We start from the raw sequence: 18,677 nt of genomic DNA, 5'->3' as shown, positions 1-18,677 counted from the left end.
TCCTTTACGCCACTTTGCAGGATGCAGCTTCAGGAGAAACTATGTTGTGGATTTGGAATGCCCTGATTGTTCTGGCCACCGTTATCGGAATGGAGATAACGGCTGCGCTGGCGCACAGATATATCATGCATGGCTGGGGTTGGGGCTGGCATCTGTCACATCACGAGCCGCACAAGGGCTGGTTTGAACTGAACGATCTCTATGCGGTGTTGTTTGCCGGACTGGCGATTCTACTGATCTATCTCGGCAGCGTTGGCGTCTGGCCGCTGCAGTGGATTGGCGCCGGGATGACGGTTTATGGCCTGCTCTATTTCATGGTGCACGACGGACTGGTACATCAGCGCTGGCCGTTCCGCTACATTCCACGTCGCGGCTATTTCCGCCGTCTCTATATGGCGCACCGGATGCATCATGCGGTGCGCGGTAAAGAGGGCTGTGTCTCGTTTGGCTTCCTCTACGCGCCGCCGCTGTCAAAGCTGCAGGCGACGCTGCGCGAACGGCACGGCGCTAAAGCGGGCGCTGCCAGAGATGAGCGGGACGAGGAGCATGACGCGCCAGCCGGGAAGTAATCGCCTGGCCTGAGGCCGACACCAGCAGCGCCAGTTTCTCGGGTGTGCTGGTGGACTGACGTTGATCCCACGCCTGTTGACCCGCTTCATCAACCTTCATGCCAATCTTACGATAAACCTGCTTCGCCGTGGCAATCGCCCATGCCGAGCGCAACGGTAATCCGGTCAGGCCCGCCGTGGCTGAGTGATAATAGGGTTCGGCGTGCTGCACCAGCCGTCGGGCAACCCGGCTCAGGGCTGGACGATGTTCAGGCGCGGCCAGGTTTTCGGTCGTCAATCCCTCTTCTGCCAGCCAGGTCGCCGGCAGATAACAGCGTCCCACTTGCGCATCGTCAACGATGTCACGCGCAATATTAGTCAGCTGAAAGGCGAGACCCAGATCGCAGGCGCGATCCAGGGTGGCGTTATCGCGCACCCCCATAATCTGCGCCATCATCAAACCCACCACACCCGCCACGTGATAGCAGTAGCGCAGGGTATCATCCAGCGTCAGATAACGTGCGCCACGCACATCCATCGCAAAACCAGCCAGATGATCGAAGGCGTACGCGGGCAGGATATCGTGCGCCATTGCCACCTCCTGAAAAGCGGCAAATGCCGGTTCGTGCATCTGCGAACCGGCATAGGCCTGGCGTGTTTTCATCTCCAGCTGTGCCAGCCGCTGCTCGGGTGATTGCAGCGAGGGGGAATCGGTGCTGAAACCCAGCTGCTGATCGTCAATCACGTCATCACAGTGGCGGCACCAGGCGTACAGCATCAGCACGCTGCGCCGGGTTTTGGCATCAAACAATTTCGAGGCGGTAGCGAAGCTTTTCGAACCCACCTCCATGGTTTCTACGGCATGATCGAGTAATGACGCATTATTCAAGCCAGATCCTCCAGCATTAAACCTGCGGTTGCTTTAGCCGAACCTATCACGCCGGGAATGCCGGCACCGGGATGTGTCCCTGCGCCCACCAGATAGAGGTTGTCGATGTGCTTATCGCGGTTGTGCGGCCGGAACCAGGCGCTCTGGGTCAGAATCGGTTCCACTGAGAAAGCCGATCCCTGATAAGCATTCAGCTCATCGCGGAAATCAAACGGCGTGAACATCCGATGGGTCACCAGCTGGCTGCGCAGGCCCGGCATATAATGCTGCTCAAGATAGTCAAAAATGCGATCGCGCAGCCGCGGACCCTCAACCGCCCAGTCAATATTGGCGGTGCCGAGATGCGGCACCGGCGCCAGCACGTAGTAGCTGCCGCAACCCGGCGGGGCCAGCGACGGATCGGTGACGCACGGGGCATGCAGATAGAGTGAAAAGTCATCAGCCAGCGCGTCCCGATTGAAGATCTCGTCGATTAACTCGCGGTAGCGCGGGCCGAAGCAAACGGTGTGGTGGGCGAGCTGATCATGATGATGATTAAGACCGAAGTAGAGCACAAACAGCGAGTTACTCATTCTTTTGCCCTGCAGCGTCCGGCCCTGTGCGGCGGAGGCCGGGTGCTGACTCAGCAGATCGAGATAGGTATGCACCACGTCAGCATTGGAGGCGACGGCAGTGGTCGGGAACACCCGGCCATCCTGCAGATGTACCGCGGCAATGCTGTTATCCTGGGTTTCGAGCCGCGCCACTCTGGCGTTCAGCTCCACTTCACCGCCCAGATCCTCAAACAGTTTCACCATGCCCTGCACCAGTGCGCCGGTGCCGCCGCGTGGGAACCAGACACCCCATTCGCGCTCCAGCGCATGAATCAGGGTATAAATCGACGAGGTGGCAAACGGGTTACCGCCAACCAGTAGCGAGTGAAAAGAGAACGCCTGGCGCAGGTGTTCATCTTCGATGTAGCTCGCGACTTTGCTATAAACACTGCGCCACGCCTGCAGTTTAGCCAGCTGTGGCGCGGCGCGAAGCATATCGCGGAATGATAAAAACGGCACGGTACCGAGCCTGAGGTAACCCTCGGCAAACACCGCGCGTGAGTAGGCCAGAAAGCGGCGGTAGCCTTCAACGTCGCGCGGATTAAAAGCGGTGATTTGCGCCTCAAGCGCCGGCTGGTCATTGTCGTAGCTGAACACCTTGCCGGATTCCCAGCACAGGCGATAAAACGGTTTTACCGGCAGCAGTTCAACGTAGTCGGACAGTTTTTTGCCCGCCAGGGTGAACAGCTCTTCAATCGCGCTGGGATCGGTGATCACCGTCGGGCCAGCGTCAAAAGTGAAACCCTGATCCTGATAAACATAAGCGCGACCGCCTGGCTTATCGCGCTGTTCCAGCAGCCTGGTGGGAATACCTGCGGCCTGCAGGCGGATTGCCAGCGCCAGGCCACCAAAGCCTGCACCAATTACTGTGGTTCTTTTCATTGCATCGCCTGTTGACGGTGAGGAGTCATAACAGCCTGTAACGCCGCCAGTACGGGAACTGGCGGCTTGCCGCTTAAAATGCGCAGCCGATCAGGCAAAGTGAGTTTTCCCGCATAAAAGCGGGCAATCAGGTCCTCGGGCAGGCCGTAAAAGCGCTGCATCACCTGCCAGCGCCCCTCGGCCGGACCGGCCAGAAACAGCATCCGATTCAGCATGCGAAAGAAGCGTTGCTGCTGCCATGTCTGGCTGGCGAAGTGCTGAATCGTGGCGTGCAGAGTATCGGAATTAAAGGTGGTCATCTGCGATAGCCGTTCGGCCAGCGCCACCGCCAGCGGTAATGAATATCCGGTGGTGGGATGGAACAGACCGGCGCGTAACCCGCTGCACGGCAGATCGCGCTGTTGCCAGAAGGCATCAATGTCACCGGTCAGGGTAATCGGTAGCGCACCCTGTTCTTCTCGCAGCAGTCGCGTTAACTGCCAGCCGTGGCGATCGGCATAGTCGCGGATATTCTGCCGGGCGCGATCGGCGCTCAGCGTGGCGTCATCAATATAGTGAGTATCTTCAATCAGTAAGGTGTCGGCTGAAAACGGCAGGCTGTAGACGAAGCGATAGCCCGCCTGTTGATCAACCGTCGCATCCATGATGATCGGTGTGGTCAGGCCGTGCGGCTGACTTAGCTGCCACTCCTGTCCGACAAACGCCTGAAATCCCATGCGTAGCGCTGCATCCGGCTGATAACCCCGACCGTCGATCACCGCGCTGGCCTTCAGCATCCGGCCATCGGCCAGCGTCACTGACCGCGAGGCAACGCTTTCAACCCGGGTGTTCAGCATCAGGTCCTGTTGAAAACGATCGTGCATCACCCTGGCGAAACGTTCAGCCGTGACGCAGAAGTAACCGCTGTTGAGGCTGCGGGTGCGGCGCGGAAAACGGACCTGATAACCCGGCCAGTGATGAACCACCAGCGGGGCGATCCAGCGGTGCTGGGTTTCGCTGAGATCCTCGGCGTGGAACGACCAGGTGTGTCCGGCACCCGGCTGATGCTCTGCATCTATCAGCAGAATGCGCAGCGACGGATGTTGCTGGCGCAGGCGCAGGGCAATTAAGCCATTGGCCAGGCCGGCGCCGACCAGAATCAGATCATACGGCGGCATACTCCCTCCGGGTCAGCACGGGTTTGCGGGTCAGCACCGCCTGCTCAACAATCTCTGCCGCCAGCGCGCTGCCACCCGCTTCGGCAACGGCGTTGCGCATCCGGGCCATCTGCTGCCGGTAGCTGTCGTCATCCAGCAGCGCCTGCAGCTGCCGCGTCATGGCATGGCTGGTGGTGAAGCGTGAGGCACGACGTCCTACGCCGTGATAGACAATGCGCGCGGCCACGCCAGGCTGATCAAAGGCCAGCGGGATCGCCAGCAGCGGCGTCAGATGCTGAATAGCATCCAGCACGGTATTCATGCCGCCGTGGGTAATCGCCAGATCGGCCTGCGCAAGCGCCGCCGCCTGATCGGCAAAATCCACTACCTGCGTCTGGCTGGCGCGTGCCAGCCTGGCCGCCTGAAACGGCGTCAGGCGACCGCAGTGTGCCAGCAGCAGCTGAGCATCCAGTTCCTGACAGGCGCGGACGATGGTTTTGAACAGGCCGTAACGGTGTCCCTGCAGCGTGCCGAGCGAAGCGAAAACGCGCGGCTTATCGCCGTGTGGAAAGTAGCGCGGCGCAGAAGACGACACTGGCTGGATGGCGCGCAGTGGCCCGACCGCGTGAAAATGATCCGGCAACGCCTTGCGCGGAAAGTCGAACGCCGGGATCAGCTGGCTAATCTGTGCCAGTGGGGAGAAACATTGGTGCAGTTTTTCCCGCGGTGCCAGTCCCAGCGCATGGGCATTTTGGGCGATAACCCGGTCATGACGGCGCATCAGCCAGTCATAAATTTTTTCACTGGCGCGATAACGCTCCAGGGCCGCATCGCGGGTGCCATAGTCAAACGGCATCACCGCCAGCGGGAAATCAGCTTCACGGTTGAGCGGCAGGGCGCAGGCGACCGAGACATAAGGCAGATCCAGCGCTTCCGCTGCCAGTGCGCCGGCGGGCTCCATCTGATCGACGATCACCCCATCGACCGCCAGCGTATTAAGTACCACCGGCAGCTCGCGGCACAGCATATCGCTGGTACGGGCCATTTCGTTGATCAGTTTCAGCATCGACGGACCGAGCGGATGCGCTGCCAGTTGCAGCGTCTGCGCCAGGCTGCCAGCCGGATGGCTGGCTAATCCCAGCGGGAAGAAACCGATGTTGCTGTCGCTCAGTAACGCCTTAACGTCGATCTGCTGGATAAACGTCACGCGATGGCCACGTGCGATCAGGGCCTGGCTAAGATGCTGAAGCGCGCGAACATGGCTGAAGAAAGGCGGTGCAATCACCGCAAAGTGGCTCATGCAGCATCCTTAACTGACGGCAGCGAGTTTTTTCTCAAACCAGGCCTGAATGAAATGTTGAGTGGCATAGCCGTCCTGGCAGGCCAGTAAAAGATGTTCACTGGCGCAACGCAAATGGTCGCGCAGACGGTTTTCCACCGCCTGGGCTCCCAGCAAATTGACCAGCGTCGATTTACCGGCATCCTGGTTACAATCCTTTCCGGTATCGCTCATGCCATCGGTTAAATCGTCCAGCAGCTGAAACGCCTGGCCGAGATTAAGCGAAAAGCGGTGCAGCTGTTCGCGCACGTCATCCGAAGCGCCGGCGGCAATCGACGCCATCTGCATTGAGGCGCAGAACAGGGTGCTGGTTTTAAAGTGATTGGTCATCAGAATAGCGTCAGCGCTGCGCGGTTTATCCCCTTCTGAGAGATCTTTAAACTGGCCCTGCACCAGCCCCTGCATGCCAATGGCGTGAGAAAGCTCGCTCACCGCCTGGGTTCTGGCGCTGGCAGACAGGCTCTCAGCGGTCGCAATCACCCCAAAGGCTTTACTCAGCAGCGCGACCGCCGCCAGAATCGCCACGTGTTCGCCATACTGGCAGTGGATGGTGGGGCGTCCGCGCCGCATCTGCGCGTCATCCATGCAGGGCATATCATCCAGAATAAGCGAAGCGGCGTGGACCATCTCTACCGCACAGGCGAGATCCAGCAAGCCGTCCGGACTTGCGTCACAGCCCAGATCGCGGGCCGCCAGCAGCAGCAACATCGGACGAATACGTTTACCCGGTGCCAGCGCGCCTTCGCGCATTGCCGCACCGACAAAATCACGTTCACCTTCAACCGGCAATAAAGAGTCGAGCCGTTGTTCAATATCATTCAACAGGTTTGCTGCTTCGCTGTGGATGGAATTGACGTGTTTTTCTGCGCAGACCGTCATTAAGGCTGTCCTTATCTACAGAGGAATTCACAGCAGGTCGAAATTATTCGATGCCATCTTTAATAATCGTCCCCGGCTGCCATAGCATAGTTGGCAGGTTTTCAAAGAACGGCGGGTCAATCCATTCAAACAATAATAGTTGAGGATCGGGAAAAAGTTGGGCAATTCAGCAGCATTCAGCGTTTCTTTACCTGAATTTTCATCGTGAATCGTCGCCGGACGCAGCCTGAATTATCCGAGTAAACTGCGCAGCTGACTGATTATTCCGGCCACCTCATCAGCGCTTAATGCGCCATCTTTAGCAAAGCGGACAATGCCCTGACGGTCAATCACCGCCACTGCCGCGTTGCCCGGTTTTAGCTGCCAGCTGTGCGCCGTCACGCCGCTATTATCAATAATAAACTGCTGCCACGGTGCGGCTTTTTTGCTGGCTGCGATACTGCGAACCACAAACAGGCTGCTGCCGGGCAGGGCATCATCGGTATTGACGATGGTGGTGGTCTGGAAACCCTGACGCGGTAAATTCGCCTGCTGAATGGCCTCGATTAATCCCGCGCTCTGCTCTTTGGCCGACAGACGTCCCGCGACATGAATAATTAACCTGACTTTGCCGGTCAGGTTCTGGCTATTCCAGCGCTGGTAATTTACATCGCCCTGATCAATCACCATTTCGCCTTTATCGGCAATATAAACCGAGGGAACGGGCTGACCGGGCACCAGAGTATGTGCGCAACTCAAGGCTGAAACAAATAGCAGACTCATCAATCCATAACGGTGCACGATATTCCTCACTTCGTTGTCTGTTTGCGGTGGGCATCACAAATAATTTCATTAGCAGGCAGATGATTAGTAACACATCCTTGTTTCAGATCAATAAATGCCGGTAAGAAATGGACCAAAAATGCAGACTGGTATTTTGTTCAGGAGGTTGGAAATGAGTACAGCATTAATGACATTACCTGAATTTGCGCAGTATATCGGCATCGAAACACCGACGCTGGCGCGTGCGTTTTGCTGTCGTGGATCGCTGGCCGGCGTGCCGCTGCCGCAGTCGCTGGATGACGCACCCCTGACCCAGCGTCACTGGCTGCTCGACGATGTGCGTCAGTTTAAACATGCATTTAAGCGGGTTAAGGCGATGCAGCAGCAACGGGCGCAATAGCAGAAGATCAAAGCAGCCTATAAATGGCGCGGGAAAGGTTCCCGCGCATTGTTATTGCACGCTGTCAGGTTTGATCAGGAAGCAGATCAGATTGGCGTCGCGATCGCCGACAATTTCCATGGTTTCATCCACGCCGCTGACCGCGTCACCGCGCGACAGCCGCTCCTCACCGATCCGAATCACGCCTTCCAGCACGGTAATGTAAGCGATAAAACCGGGCAGCGATGGCACCTCAAGCGTATGGCCGCGTTCCAGCAGGGCGTCGTAGATATAGGCATCCTGCCGCAGTTCCAGCGGCGCGTCAGAGGTTTCCGGCCCCGCCAGTTCAGTCCAGCCGTTGGCCATAATGCCCTGGTCACGTTCCAGCACCTGTGTCATACCTTCACCGCCGCGCTGAGCTGGTCGGATCACCGCCTGCAACAGTTCTGCTTCGTACAGCGGAACCGACTCTTCGTACTGCACGCCATCGCCGGCGTTCACCAGCATCACCCGTTTCGCGGAGAGTGAGGTGCTTTCGCCATTGCTGTCCTGATGACGCATTGAACCGCGCCACAGATAGGTAAAGACCTCTTCATCGCGATGTTGCTGCATCGGAATGCGTGCATCGAGTTTCAGCGTCATCAGGTCAACGCTGACCAGCGGGCTTAAGCTCTCGCCTGGCCGCTGGCGGCGTACGGTAAAAGGGCCGTACTCAAACAGTTGTTCAGGATTCGCTCGCACGATGTTCATGATTTACTCTTTCATCAGGGGATCAATGATAACGATGATAACCGTTACGCCGGGAATGAGAAGCCGGCAGATTTGCCGGGCCTCGTCAGTTAATTTGAATAACAGCCTGCCCGCCGGAAGAGCGGGCAGGGCGCTTTACTTACCTTGTTCGTCGCTTTCGCCCAGGAAGAAATACCACAGCGGAATGGATAACAGGCCGGTAAACACCGTGGAGTAAAGCAGGATCATCATCGCCTGGGTGATGTACATGGTCAGCGACCAGCTGCTGAACGGGATCTGATACTGATCGATCACTCCGCCAATCATCGCATTTGCCATCACGGTAATCACAATCAGCGCCAGCACCGTCACGCTACGCAGGAAATAGCGCATCTCTTTACGTTTAACCGCAAAGCGTGACTGAATAATCGCCAGCGGTGACTGTTTATCCGGCGCGGTATCAACCCGCCGTTCGGCGCTGCGCTGCGCACGACGCCAGCGCTGAATATCCAGCAGCACCAGCACCAGCAGGCTAATCCCCATCAGCGGCAAGGCATAGCCCAGCGCCAGCGCCACAATCAGACTGGCACCCTGACCGTAACGCGGCAGCGCCAGCCAGGCTGACAACAGCGTTTGCGACGGGCTGAGCTGCGGCACCGCGGGACGGCGTATCCACCACATGCGGTAGCCCAGCACGATCATTGCGCAGAGACCAAAACCGAACAGCGCCAGAATCAGCTGGTTCGGCAGGCCAAACAGCACGCCCATATGGGCATCGACCCCCCAGCGGGTCAGTTTTGCCACCAGTGGGAAATGAGCGAACTCCACCCGATCAACCAGACTAAAATCGTTGGGATTAATCGAAACTGCATCGACCTGACTCGGCCAGCTGCGATCAATCTCAGAGATGGTCCATGCCTGATTGGGGGCTTTCGGCTGACGTAACTCCAGCTTGCTGGCGTGCAGACCGGCCTGCCGCGCGGCGTTGAGTGCGCGATCCCAGTTGCCGTCCGGCTGATTTGGCAGCGCGGGCGCGGCTTTTCGGGCCGGCATCGCCATATCGCCCATGGTCATGCCCTCGCCGCTGCCGCGATGGTCAGCGTGCGGATCGGCCGGGACTGCCGGTGCGTCACCGTTCAGCGCGGTAGTGACCTGCGGCGTCATCCAGCCGAGATCGCTGCGCATTTTTTCAATATTATTGCCTGCCCACTGCGACCAGGTCAGTCCGGTAACCGAGAAGAACACCAGCCCGACCGTCAGCACCAGCCCCAGCGTAACGTGCCAGTGACGCAGAGCGGTAACTCCCCGGCGCGGTTTTCTGGCGGAACGGCGAGGTCGGGTGCCGAGCCATAACACCACCCCGCCGAGTGCCGCTACCCACAGCCAGGAGGCGGCCAGTTCACTGTAGTTGCGGCCGAAATCACCTAACAGTAAGCCGCGGTGCAGCTGATCGAGCCACATCCGCAGCGGCAATACCCCGCTGGTGCCGTAAACCGTCATGTCACCCTTCACCTGCAGGGTATAGGGATCGATAAACAGTGAACGCGATTCCGACGGGCCGAGGTCGCGCCCGGTGAACTGCACCCGGGTGGTCTCCTGCGGACCCGGTGCCGGACGAACCGCATAGATGCGCGCGTTTTCACCGGCACGCTGGCGGGCTGCGGCGATCTGCGCCGACAGCGGTTTCGCCACGCCCTGTGCGTCAGTGGTTAAGGCGTCATGGTAGATCGCCTGCTCAATCTGCGGCGTCAGAACGTAGAGCGTACCGGTCAGCGCGGCGACAAAAATAAACGGCGCGATAAACAGGCCAATATAAAAATGCAGGCGGCGAAACAGATTTAACACTGCGCCGCGCGGCGCAGCGGTGGTTTCCTGAATAGAGGACATAGCATTCCACACTTTTCAAAAGACAGGACAAAGCTTCTGACGCCGTAACGCGTAAGAAGTACAGGTCAAAAAACAGTGAGGTTTACGCCAGCCGCGGGGGCGCACGCGGACGATGGGTGCGCAGAGAACGTCGCCGCCGGGGTGGAGCGGTGGCGGGCGGTGGCGGTGCCCGGGAGATCTGGCACATCCACCAGATGAACGGGATAAACACCCATAACATCAGCGGAACATGAATCAGTAAATCGCAGTAGCCGCAGGCGAAACCGGGCGCCATCATCTCATGGCCGGCCATCGGCATCTCGCTGTGATGATCCATCATCGGCATCTCACCGTGATGCGTCATCATCGGCATCTCGCCACTGATGGCGGAGAGGCGCTGCAGACTGGCGTGATGTTCCGCCAGGTTTTTTGACACCATCGGCGCAACAAACAACAGCAGCACGGCCAGGATCGCAATACTGGCGGTGAGTCGTTGTCGGCAGGCGGGTGTTTGCATGATTTACATCAGAATAATCGGTCAGAATTCAGGGCGGCAGTGTAACGCGAAGGGGATAAAAGGGTTAAAGAAAGTGGCATAAATTCTGAAAAATTTCGCACAGTTTGAACATATTCACTTTAATTCTGCTGTCATTTAACCTGTTTGTTACTCTGGAAATACATAAGGCTAACATTGTTGCGCGCCAGAAGCGGGTCGGCTGCGTTTATTGCTGTCAAAAAGGATGAAAAATGAAAATTGTGATGCTGGATGGGGCCACGTTACCGGTTCCGTTGCCCGCGCTGCCGGGCTGCACAGACTGGCAGGTGCGGGAGCATACTGCGGAAAACGCCATCGTGAGCGCGCTGAAAGACGCCACGGTAGCCATCACCAACAAAGTGCCGCTGCGGGCGGCCACGCTTGAGCAACTGCCGGCGCTGCGCTTTATCTGCGTTGCCGCGACCGGTTACGACTGTATCGATCTCGATGCCTGTCGTGCGCGAGGCATTGTGGTGAGCAACGTGCCGGGTTACTCAACCCAGAGCGTATCGGAAGGGGTGATTGCGGCGATTTTTGCCCTGCGTCGTCAGCTACTGGATTACGCCAGCAGTAGCCGGACGGCGTGGCCAGCAGCGCAACATTTTTGCCTTCATCGTCAGCCGATTCAGGATATTGGCGGCGCGACGCTGGGCATTGTTGGCAAAGGCGCTATTGGTCAGGCGGTAGCAAAACTGGCGCAGGCATTAGGCATGAAGGTGCAGTTCGCCGAGCGCAAAGGCAGCCCGACGTTGCGTGACGGCTACGTCAGTTTTGAGCAGATGCTGGCCAGCAGCGATATCATCTCGCTGCATTGCCCCCTGAGCGAGCAGACCCGACAGATGATTGACCGCGAGGCGCTGGGTAAAATGAAGCCGCAGGCGCTGTTGATCAATACCGCACGCGGCGGGCTGATTCACGAAGCGGATCTCGCTGCGGCGCTGCGGCAGGGCCAGATCGGCGGGGCAGCGCTCGACGTCCTGAGCAGCGAACCGCCGGCCGCCGACAATCCGCTGCTGCAACCCGGCCTGGCGAATCTGCTGCTCACGCCGCATATCGCCTGGGCCAGTCAGAGTGGGGTGCATAATCTGATCGAGGGCATCACTGCTAACCTCACGGCCTTTCGCCACGGCCAGCCGATCAATGTGGTGAGCTGACTCAGAAAATTGAGCGGCCCAGTTTATCGGTCAGACACTCCAGCGCGGCGGTTCCGGCCAGTGAATTGCCCGCGCTGTCCAGCCCCGGCGACCAGACCGCAATGCTCATTTCGCCGGGGATCACCGCAATAATCCCACCGCCAACCCCCGACTTGGCGGGCATCCCGACGCGCCAGGCAAACTCACCCGCACCGTCATACATGCCGCTGGTGATCATCAGCGCGTTAATCTGCCGCGCCTGACGCGGCGTAATCATCCGGCTGCCATCCAGCGTCAACCCCTGGTTCGCCAGATAGACGAAACTGCGCGCCAGCTCAATACAGTTCATCGACAGCGAGCAGTAGTGGAAATAGGTCTGCATCACGCTGGTGACGTCGTTATCAAAGTTGCCAAACGATTTCATCAGCCAGGCGATGGCGGCGTTGCGGGCGGAATGCTCAAACTCAGAACGGGCGACGTGGCGGTCATAATTGATATCCGGCTGCTGACTGAGCTGACGCACAATCTCCAGCATCCGCTGACGTGGGGCGGTCAGGCGCGTTTCCAGCAGGTCGCAAATCACCAGCGCACCGGCGTTGATAAACGGATTACGCGGCTTGCCCTGTTCCAGCTCCAGCTGCACCAGCGAGTTAAACGGCTGACCCGAAGGTTCTTTGCCGACCCGCTGCCAGATTTCACTGTCGTCATAGCGGGTCAGCGCCACCGTCAGCGACAGGGCTTTGGAGATCGACTGAATCGAAAAGCGCGTTTCGGCATCGCCCGCCTGATACAACGTGCCGTCGCGCAGACAGACGGCAATGCCTAAATGATCGGCGGCGACTTCCGCCAGCGCCGGAATGTAATCGGCTACTTTTCCCTGATGCACCAGAGGACGTACCTGGTCCAGCACCTCCTGCAGCAGCTCATTACTCAGTTCGGACACGCACGCTTCTCCCGTCAATGAAAACTGGCCGGATAATGCGTGTCAGCGGCCAGTGAATCAAGGCTAATTTACTGCCATTGTGAGCCATGCAGAACCGCAGAGTCAGCTGATGGGCTTTGACTGCGCGGCCAGCGGTGCCAGCAGCATCTGCAGCAGGCTCAGTCCGGTCAGCACCGTGAACGGTAAGGTCCAGTTACCGCTGTAATCGTGCAGCACGCCAAAAAACAGCGGGCCGAGCGCCGCCAGCGCATAACCGACACACTGAGCCATCCCCGATAACTGAGAGGCCTGACGATGGTTGCTGGCCCGCAGATTAAACAACGACAGGCAAAGTACCAGCGAGGCACCTGCGCCCAGACCGGCCAGCGTCAGCCATGCGAACGCCGCCTGCGGCAACATCAGCAGGCCAAGCATGCCGAGGAAAATGGCGCCAGAGGCGATAAAGGCGGTCAGCCGGGCATCTTTCACCCGCTTCAGCGACACCATACAGCCGAGGTTGGCGACGATCGCTATCGCCTGATACCAGAACAGCAACCAGCCCGCGGCCGCCTGACTAAAGCCACTGGCCTGGGCATACAGCGTGAACCAGTCAATCAGGGTATAGAATGCCAGCGATTGCAGCGCCATGAACAGCGCAATCTGCCAGCCGCCGGGCGAGAGCCAGGGATGACGATGCGTGACCGTCTCTGATGAGGTCGGCAGTGTGGTAACGTGACGGCGTAACAGCGGTAGCCAGGCAATCAGCGCCACCAGGCCCGGCAGCGCCCAGACCACCAGCGACAGACGCCAGCCCGCTGCCGACAGCTGGCTGAGCGGCACCGCAATGCCCGAGGCCAGGCTGGCGGTAATCGACATCGTGGCGGCATAAAGGCCGATATATTTGGCGGTGTGAGCGGTGAAGTCGCGCTTAATCAGCGGCGGAAGCAGCACATTGGCCGCTGCGATGCCGGCACTCAGCAGCAGGGTTCCGCCCCATAATGCGGCTTCGGCAGGCTGCCAGCGCAGTAGCGAACCCACGGTGATCAGGCACAACGCGCCCCACAGGCTGCGCTCCAGCCCGATCCGATTGCCCAGCCAGGCCGCCAGCGGGGCCAGCAGGGCAAACAGCATCAGCGGAATAAAGTTAAACAGGCCCGCGTCACCGGCACTGAGGCCGAACGTCAGGCGAATATCCTGCAGTACCGGGCCAACAGCGGTGATCGGTGCGCGCAGGTTGGCGGCGGTAAGCAGCAGAACAAACAGAAAAAAAGCGGTGCCGGAAAAGCGCGAATGAGATTTTGCAGGTTGTTGAACAGGGGTCATCAGAATGATCATCACAGGCAGCAATGCTGCGGGGGCGTTGGTTGACGTTAACGCTTACGCATCAGATTTGATGTCTGGACGCTACTCTACTGACCCAGCTGTGAAGAGTAAAGCCTTGTTATCCATTCACATTTGCGCCGTCACGCTTTGGTCCACCTGCAGGCTATTGTGATGCAGCAGGTGGCGACGCAGCGGTTCAGTGAAATTCAGGCTCTGGAAAATGACCGCAGTCGTTTTGGTTGGGGTTACTGCCTGGCTGGCAGGTTTGCTGGCGGGTTTCTCCGGCAGGTACCGGTTTTTCAGTGCCCCAGGGAGAGCTGCAGGCGGTTAAGGACGTGACCACAATTATCAGGCTGAGAAAACGCATATCCGCTCCTTATTGGGATTATCATGAGCAAACAAACGTCCGGTGGCCACACTTAGCTGGCCAGAGGCGTATTACCTGAGTGTGGTGGCAAAGGCTAAATTGTCAATTAAAACAGGGCAAACATCAGTGCAACCGGAAAACTCATCGGCCAGGTAGCGCCGACTAAAAATGCGCTCAGCAGTTTAATGCTCAGCTTATCTTTAGCGATAAAGAAGGTGATTAGCGTAGCGACCAATGCAACAACGGCATAAAAAATTAGCATACCCTGGTACAGTGTCATTGATATCTCCGCGGCGTCATTAAGGTTTTCGCTGCGCATGATGCGGATTTTTGTGATCCAGATCAAGTCGAACGCCGTTAAAAATCTAAAGTAACTGCGCGCTGTGGCTGATGTTTTACGGCTGGATGACGGCGTGGGTCCTGGGCGATTTCAGCCTGAAACCGCAGGGGGGAAAAGTGGCTCAGGCGTTGCGGGCGGCGGGTGTTCACCCTGCTGGCGCGCTGGCGAAACATCAGGCCCGGTTAAGCCGAGCGGCACAGCATGATAACCGTTTGCTGTCCGCCTCAGCAGGCAGCAAGGTTGCAGATACCGCGCCATGATGTCTTGCTGGTGGAATTGACGCCAATAGAGAGAACGTTCGACGCGCCAGCCTCTGCAACCTGGCATCCTTTTACTCCTTCTTCAGGTGCAGCGAGCAGGCCCGCAGGCCCGGTGACGCGCAGATTGCGCATTGCAGGAAGGGTTATCCGGACTGCCTGGGTGACAGGATCAGGGTTACCAGCCGTCATTCAGTCGTCAGAATCTGCGTATCACGTCTCAGAACTCCACCAGAGCCGCCGGCAAAAACAACGGCTTAAGCCCTAATCAGTTTGCCCCTCCTGCTAAGGCCCTGAACAGTGTGCAGATCGGTTGCCAGCCGAACTGTCTGATTTCTGCGTATAAAGCGGTGATATTCCCCACAGCGCCGCTTGCTGTGCAACACTTCGTGATGAGCAAACTGACCCCTTCAGAAGAGGAAAAGCCATGACCCGGTTCGTAATGAACAAAAAGGATGACCTTGTCGACAGCGCACTGGATGGCATGATCTATGCCAGTCCGTGGGAAAACCTGGTACGGCTGGCGGTTGCGCCACGGATCCGTATCGTGATGCGTAAGGACTGGAAAAAGCAGCAGGTTGCACTGATTTCCGGCGGCGGATCGGGCCATGAGCCAGCGCACGTCGGGTTTATCGGTAAAGGCATGCTGACCGCGGCGGTGTGCGGCGACGTATTCGCCTCGCCCAGCGTCGATGCGGTTTATAACGCTATCATCAACCTCACCGGAGACGCGGGCTGTCTGTTAATCGTCAAGAATTACACCGGTGATCGGCTCAACTTTGGTCTGGCGGCGGAGAAAGCGCGCAAGGCCGGCTTTAAGGTCAATATGGTGATCGTCGGCGATGATGTCGCGCTGCCGGAGAATCCCCAGCCGCGCGGCGTGGCCGGTACGCTGCTGGTGCATAAAGTCGCGGGTTTTGTCGCCGAGCGCGGTGACGATCTGGCGGCGGTAACCGCGGCGGCTGAATCAGCCAGCCAGGCGATCGCGACCATGGGCGTCGCGCTGTCGAGCTGCCATCTGCCCGATGAGCAGACCGCACAGCGGGTGCCGGAAGGCAGCGTCGAAATGGGACTGGGTATCCACGGTGAACCGGGCGTCGACGTGCTGAAAACCCAGAACAGCGAGCAAATCGTCCAGCAGCTGCTGGAAAAAGTGATGCAGAAGGGCGACCCGCAGCAGCCACGGGCGCTGCTGGTGAACAATCTGGGCGGCATGTCGGCGCTGGAGATGAGCCTGGTAACCCGCGATCTGATCGCCTCGCCGCTGAGCCAGCAGGTCGACTATCTGATTGGGCCTGCACCGCTGATGACGGCGCTGGATATGAAAGGTTTTTCGGTGACCAGCATGATCCTGACCCCGCTGTTTGAGCAGGCGATTTGCGCGCCGGTAGAAGTCTCTGGCTGGGTTAATGCCGTCAGGCTGAGCGCGCTGCAGCCGGTGACGGCCGAACAGCAGGTGACGGAACATCCGGCCACGCCGTCGGAAAACCCGGCGGTTGCCCGCATAGTGAATATTCTGTGCGAAACCCTGATCGCCTGTGAAAGTGAGCTGAACCAGCTGGATGCGCAGGTGGGCGACGGTGATACCGGATCGACTTTCGCCGCCGGTGCCCGTCAGATCCAGCGCGAATGTGCCGGCAACCAGCTACCGCTCAACGCGTTACCCGATCTGCTGGCGGTCACCGGTGAACGTCTGGCGACGGTGATGGGCGGTTCCAGCGGCGTGCTGATGGCGATCTTCTTTACTGCCGCCGCGCAGCAACTGGCCGCGGGCGAGGCGCTGTCCTCCGCCCTGCAACAGGGACTGGAGAAAATGAAGCAGTATGGCGGCGCGCAGCTGGGCGATCGTACCCTGATCGATGCGCTGCAACCGGCTATCGAAGCGATGGTTGCCGGCAAATCACTGGCGGAGGTGGCGGAAGCGGCGCAGCAGGGCAGTGAAGCCACTGCCAACATGGGCCAGGCCAAAGCGGGACGGTCCTCCTATCTCAACAGCGATAACCTCAACGGCGTGCCCGATCCGGGTGCGGTGGCGGTGGCGCGGGTGTTTGCCGCTCTGAGTAACGGTTAACGCGACAGGCGCGGTTAAGTAAGTAATCGCGCCTGTAAAAAGGCCAGAAACTGACGGTTTACTTCGCTGCGCTGACGGTGCTGCGGGTAAACCGCATTCAGCGCCAGCGATGGCGGATGAAAAGAGTCCAGCACCGTCACCAGTTCACCACGCTGCAGCGCCGGACCGACGATAAATTCCGGCAGCAGCACCAGCCCCAGGCCCGCCAGCGCCGCGTCACGTAATACTTCACCGTTATTGCTCACCATCGGTCCCTGTACCGCCAGCAGTTTTCGTTTGCCGCTGACCTGCAACTCCCAGCCATTCTGACCTTCACGGCCATAGCGCAGACAGGCATGTTGCAGCAATTCGTCCGGCTGTTGTGGCGTTCCGGCCCGGGCTAAATAGGCCGGGCTGCCACAAATCACCCGTTTCAGTTCGCCTAACGGACGGGCAATCAGCGTGGAGTCGGCCAGCGCGCCGATGCGGATCGCCATATCCACCCCTTCGCCAATCACATCGACATAGCGGTCAGCCAGTTCAATCTGGAACTGCAGCGCCGGATGCTGACTGAGAAACTCGGCGATCAGCGGCGAAAGATGATTCATCCCGAATGACATCGGCAGGTTGATACGAAAACTGCCGCGCAGGATCTGACGCTGTTCCGATACCGCCAGCTCCGCTTCCTGAATGTCATCGAGAATGCGCTGGGCGTGCTGAGCAAACAGCGAACCGGCATCGGTTACTGACAGTTTGCGGGTGTTGCGAATCAGCAGCCGTGCGCCAAGCGACGCTTCCAGCGCGGCCATGCGGCGGCTTACATACTGCTTCGATAACATCAACTGGTCAGCCGCGGCGGTAAAGTTACCGGCATGAATGACGGCGACATAAATCCGAAGGTCTTCGATCTGCATAAGGTCTGCTTTCTGGTGACCCTGCGGCGCACGGTCACTGATAAGGGAGCACAAGCGTTAACTTATAACGATTAACGCGCCAAAGGACAACGTAGCGCTGCGGCATGCGGCTATTCGACTCGATAGCAGCGTTAAGGCCGTGAAAATTTTTAAAACCGTTATATTTAACAGGCAGCTTTAACCGGCAGCATTCGGCAGCGGACCGTTAATCTGCCGCAATTTACCCTGATACTGACCTTACAAAGGAGTGGCTGGTGAAGAAATTACTCTGTGCAATGGTGCTGGCAACGCTGCCTGCAACCACCCTGGCAGCATCCGTATTCACCCTGCAGTCCAGTGACTTCAGCGATAATGCGCTACTGGATAAAAAATTTGCCGGTGCGAATAAAAGTAATCCTTCCTGCACCGGTGAAAATATCTCACCGCAACTTAACTGGTCTGCCATGCCCGCCGGCACCCGCAGTCTGGCGCTGCTGATCACCGATCCGGTCGGTGCCAAAGGGCTGGGGGTGACGCATATGGTGGCGTATAACATTGCGCCGACGCGCAGCGCCTTTGCGCAGGGCGAGCTGACGCAGGGCAAAGGCTATACCGGCGGCAAAAACACCCCCGGCACCGCGCATTACTATGGGCCGTGTCCACCGGCTGGCAGCGGTCTTCACCACTATAATTTTGTGTTGATCGCCACCGATCTGCCGGTGGGGCAGCTAAAAGCGGGATTAACCCAGAGCGAGCTGTTAAGCCAGCTGAAAGGACACGCACTGGGTGCCGCCAGCACCGTGGGCCGTTTCAGTAATGAATAACCCGGCATCAATCTGCTCCCGTAAGCGTGTT

General features: G+C 58.5%; 19 protein-coding genes. 6 read left to right on the top strand and 13 right to left on the bottom strand.

The genetic code is table 11. The features are described from left to right. Positions 1-41 precede the first annotated feature (41 nt). The gene (locus tag AC6I8D_RS22955) at positions 42-569 is read left to right on the top strand and encodes a sterol desaturase family protein (protein ID WP_312056393.1); all 528 of its coding nucleotides are present in this window, start codon (positions 42-44) and stop codon (positions 567-569) included. On the opposite strand, the gene crtB is transcribed toward AC6I8D_RS22955, so the two are convergent. From crtB to AC6I8D_RS22925, 6 genes are all read right to left on the bottom strand, one after another. Then, the gene (crtB, locus tag AC6I8D_RS22950) at positions 508-1,437 is read right to left on the bottom strand and encodes a 15-cis-phytoene synthase CrtB (protein WP_312056394.1); all 930 of its coding nucleotides are present in this window, start codon (positions 1,435-1,437) and stop codon (positions 508-510) included. The two genes, AC6I8D_RS22955 and crtB, sit on opposite strands and share 62 nt — an antisense overlap. After that, the gene (locus AC6I8D_RS22945; protein WP_312056395.1) at positions 1,434-2,912 is read right to left on the bottom strand and encodes a phytoene desaturase; all 1,479 of its coding nucleotides are present in this window, start codon (positions 2,910-2,912) and stop codon (positions 1,434-1,436) included. The genes crtB and AC6I8D_RS22945 overlap by 4 nt, the downstream gene beginning before the upstream one ends. Next, a complete protein-coding gene (crtY, locus tag AC6I8D_RS22940; RefSeq protein ID WP_312056396.1) occupies positions 2,909-4,069 on the bottom strand; it encodes a lycopene beta-cyclase CrtY in 1,161 nt (386 codons plus the stop codon). The genes AC6I8D_RS22945 and crtY overlap by 4 nt, the downstream gene beginning before the upstream one ends. Beyond that, entirely contained in the window at positions 4,056-5,348 is a 1,293-nt protein-coding gene (locus tag AC6I8D_RS22935) for a glycosyltransferase (protein WP_312056397.1), read from the bottom strand. Before AC6I8D_RS22935 ends, crtY begins: the two co-directional genes overlap by 14 nt. Positions 5,349-5,357: 9 nt before the next feature. After that, complete coding sequence (locus AC6I8D_RS22930; protein WP_312056398.1) at positions 5,358-6,266, bottom strand: polyprenyl synthetase family protein; 909 nt, start codon at positions 6,264-6,266, stop codon at positions 5,358-5,360. A gap of 231 nt (positions 6,267-6,497) precedes the next feature. Then, on the bottom strand, positions 6,498-7,028 hold the full coding sequence (locus AC6I8D_RS22925) for a YtfJ family protein (RefSeq protein ID WP_497821021.1): 531 nt from the start codon (positions 7,026-7,028) through the stop codon (positions 6,498-6,500). 172 nt (positions 7,029-7,200) lie between these two features. Between AC6I8D_RS22925 and AC6I8D_RS22920 the strand changes: the two genes are divergently transcribed. After that, entirely contained in the window at positions 7,201-7,428 is a 228-nt protein-coding gene (locus tag AC6I8D_RS22920) for a hypothetical protein (RefSeq protein ID WP_312757671.1), read from the top strand. A gap of 51 nt (positions 7,429-7,479) precedes the next feature. Here the strand turns inward: AC6I8D_RS22920 and AC6I8D_RS22915 are convergent, their stop codons facing one another. The 3 genes from AC6I8D_RS22915 to AC6I8D_RS22905 form a co-directional block, all read right to left on the bottom strand. Next, positions 7,480-8,157 (bottom strand): pirin family protein, encoded by a 678-nt coding sequence (locus tag AC6I8D_RS22915; RefSeq protein ID WP_497821020.1) that lies wholly within the window; start codon positions 8,155-8,157, stop codon positions 7,480-7,482. 135 nt (positions 8,158-8,292) lie between these two features. After that, on the bottom strand, positions 8,293-10,023 hold the full coding sequence (locus AC6I8D_RS22910) for a DUF2534 family protein (RefSeq protein WP_497821019.1): 1,731 nt from the start codon (positions 10,021-10,023) through the stop codon (positions 8,293-8,295). Positions 10,024-10,105: 82 nt separating this feature from the next. Continuing rightward, entirely contained in the window at positions 10,106-10,519 is a 414-nt protein-coding gene (locus tag AC6I8D_RS22905; RefSeq protein WP_497821018.1) for a DUF2946 domain-containing protein, read from the bottom strand. A 230-nt stretch (positions 10,520-10,749) separates the two neighbouring features. On the opposite strand from AC6I8D_RS22905, the gene AC6I8D_RS22900 reads away from it, so the two are divergent. Continuing rightward, a complete protein-coding gene (locus AC6I8D_RS22900) occupies positions 10,750-11,691 on the top strand; it encodes a D-2-hydroxyacid dehydrogenase (RefSeq protein ID WP_497821017.1) in 942 nt (313 codons plus the stop codon). A gap of 1 nt (position 11,692) precedes the next feature. Here the strand turns inward: AC6I8D_RS22900 and glsB are convergent, their stop codons facing one another. The 3 genes from glsB to AC6I8D_RS22885 all read right to left on the bottom strand — a co-directional run bounded on the left by glsB (position 11,693) and on the right by AC6I8D_RS22885 (position 14,562). After that, positions 11,693-12,613 (bottom strand): glutaminase B, encoded by a 921-nt coding sequence (gene glsB, locus AC6I8D_RS22895; RefSeq protein WP_031377555.1) that lies wholly within the window; start codon positions 12,611-12,613, stop codon positions 11,693-11,695. A 102-nt stretch (positions 12,614-12,715) separates the two neighbouring features. Beyond that, entirely contained in the window at positions 12,716-13,915 is a 1,200-nt protein-coding gene (locus tag AC6I8D_RS22890) for a CynX/NimT family MFS transporter (protein WP_497821016.1), read from the bottom strand. A 473-nt stretch (positions 13,916-14,388) separates the two neighbouring features. Then, on the bottom strand, positions 14,389-14,562 hold the full coding sequence (locus tag AC6I8D_RS22885) for a GhoT/OrtT family toxin (RefSeq protein WP_008924737.1): 174 nt from the start codon (positions 14,560-14,562) through the stop codon (positions 14,389-14,391). 125 nt (positions 14,563-14,687) lie between these two features. Between AC6I8D_RS22885 and AC6I8D_RS22880 the strand changes: the two genes are divergently transcribed. Further along, positions 14,688-14,882: a hypothetical protein gene (locus AC6I8D_RS22880; RefSeq protein WP_312056408.1), complete on the top strand. Its 195-nt coding sequence runs from the start codon at positions 14,688-14,690 to the stop codon at positions 14,880-14,882. A 424-nt stretch (positions 14,883-15,306) separates the two neighbouring features. Then, positions 15,307-16,950 carry a dihydroxyacetone kinase subunit DhaK gene (locus tag AC6I8D_RS22875; protein ID WP_497821015.1) on the top strand — a complete coding sequence of 548 codons (1,644 nt, stop codon included), beginning with the start codon at positions 15,307-15,309 and terminating at the stop codon, positions 16,948-16,950. 14 nt (positions 16,951-16,964) lie between these two features. On the opposite strand, the gene AC6I8D_RS22870 is transcribed toward AC6I8D_RS22875, so the two are convergent. Beyond that, a complete protein-coding gene (locus AC6I8D_RS22870) occupies positions 16,965-17,843 on the bottom strand; it encodes a LysR family transcriptional regulator (protein ID WP_312757663.1) in 879 nt (292 codons plus the stop codon). A gap of 254 nt (positions 17,844-18,097) precedes the next feature. On the opposite strand from AC6I8D_RS22870, the gene AC6I8D_RS22865 reads away from it, so the two are divergent. Beyond that, positions 18,098-18,646 carry a YbhB/YbcL family Raf kinase inhibitor-like protein gene (locus AC6I8D_RS22865; protein ID WP_312056413.1) on the top strand — a complete coding sequence of 183 codons (549 nt, stop codon included), beginning with the start codon at positions 18,098-18,100 and terminating at the stop codon, positions 18,644-18,646. Positions 18,647-18,677: the final 31 nt, after the last annotated feature.

This window comes from Pantoea sp. X-Soil-MYKO-1785, from assembly GCF_059730675.1.
Note: the sequence above shows the minus strand (reverse complement) of the source record. Positions and strands in the feature narration are given on the sequence as shown.